This is a genomic window from Klebsiella sp. EMBS2024, from assembly GCF_036233805.1.
GTDB classification, from domain to species: Bacteria; Pseudomonadota; Gammaproteobacteria; order Enterobacterales; family Enterobacteriaceae; genus Klebsiella; species Klebsiella pneumoniae.
Map to the genome: position 1 here is coordinate 25,666 of NZ_JAZARW010000002.1, position 533 is coordinate 26,198.

Sequence of the window (533 nt, forward strand, 5' to 3'; positions counted from 1 at the left end):
TTTCCATGAATAAACAGCCGCTTGTCATGAAGATCACGGATCCTTGGCGCAAAAGCGAATCCCAGCAGGTGCATCAGGGCGAAAACATGTTCAGTGAAGCCTGCGGTATCGGTGTAATGCTCGGTAATTTCCAGATCGCTTTCATGGTACAGCAGGCCATCAAGCACGTGGGTTGAGTCGCGCACCCGGCTGATCACTTTGGCGTAGAACGGGCTGTATTGGTCTGAGATATGCGTATAAATCTGCACGCCCGGCTCCTGACCATATTTAAGATTGACCTGACCGGCATAACGTCCGTGACTGCCTACCCGAAAGTTCTGCCCGTCTGACGACGATGTTGTCCCGTCGCCCCAGAATGCGGCCAGAGGCCGCTCTTTCTGTGCGTTGACCAGCTCGGCCAGTGCCGCTGAATAAGTTTCATCCCTGATGTACCATGCCTGAATACCTTCGAGTGACGATCTTGTGGCCCCAGGGCAGGATTCCGCCATTTTTGTCAGCCCAAGGTTGATGCCGTCAGCCAGAATGGTGGTCAG

The 533-nt window shown here is 54.0% G+C and carries 1 protein-coding gene; it reads right to left on the reverse strand.

Going from position 1 to position 533, the window contains the following annotated elements:
• Positions 1-533, reverse strand: a 533-nt coding sequence (locus VZP09_RS24360; protein ID WP_328795509.1) for a Tn3 family transposase, incomplete at both ends; no start/stop codon positions are given.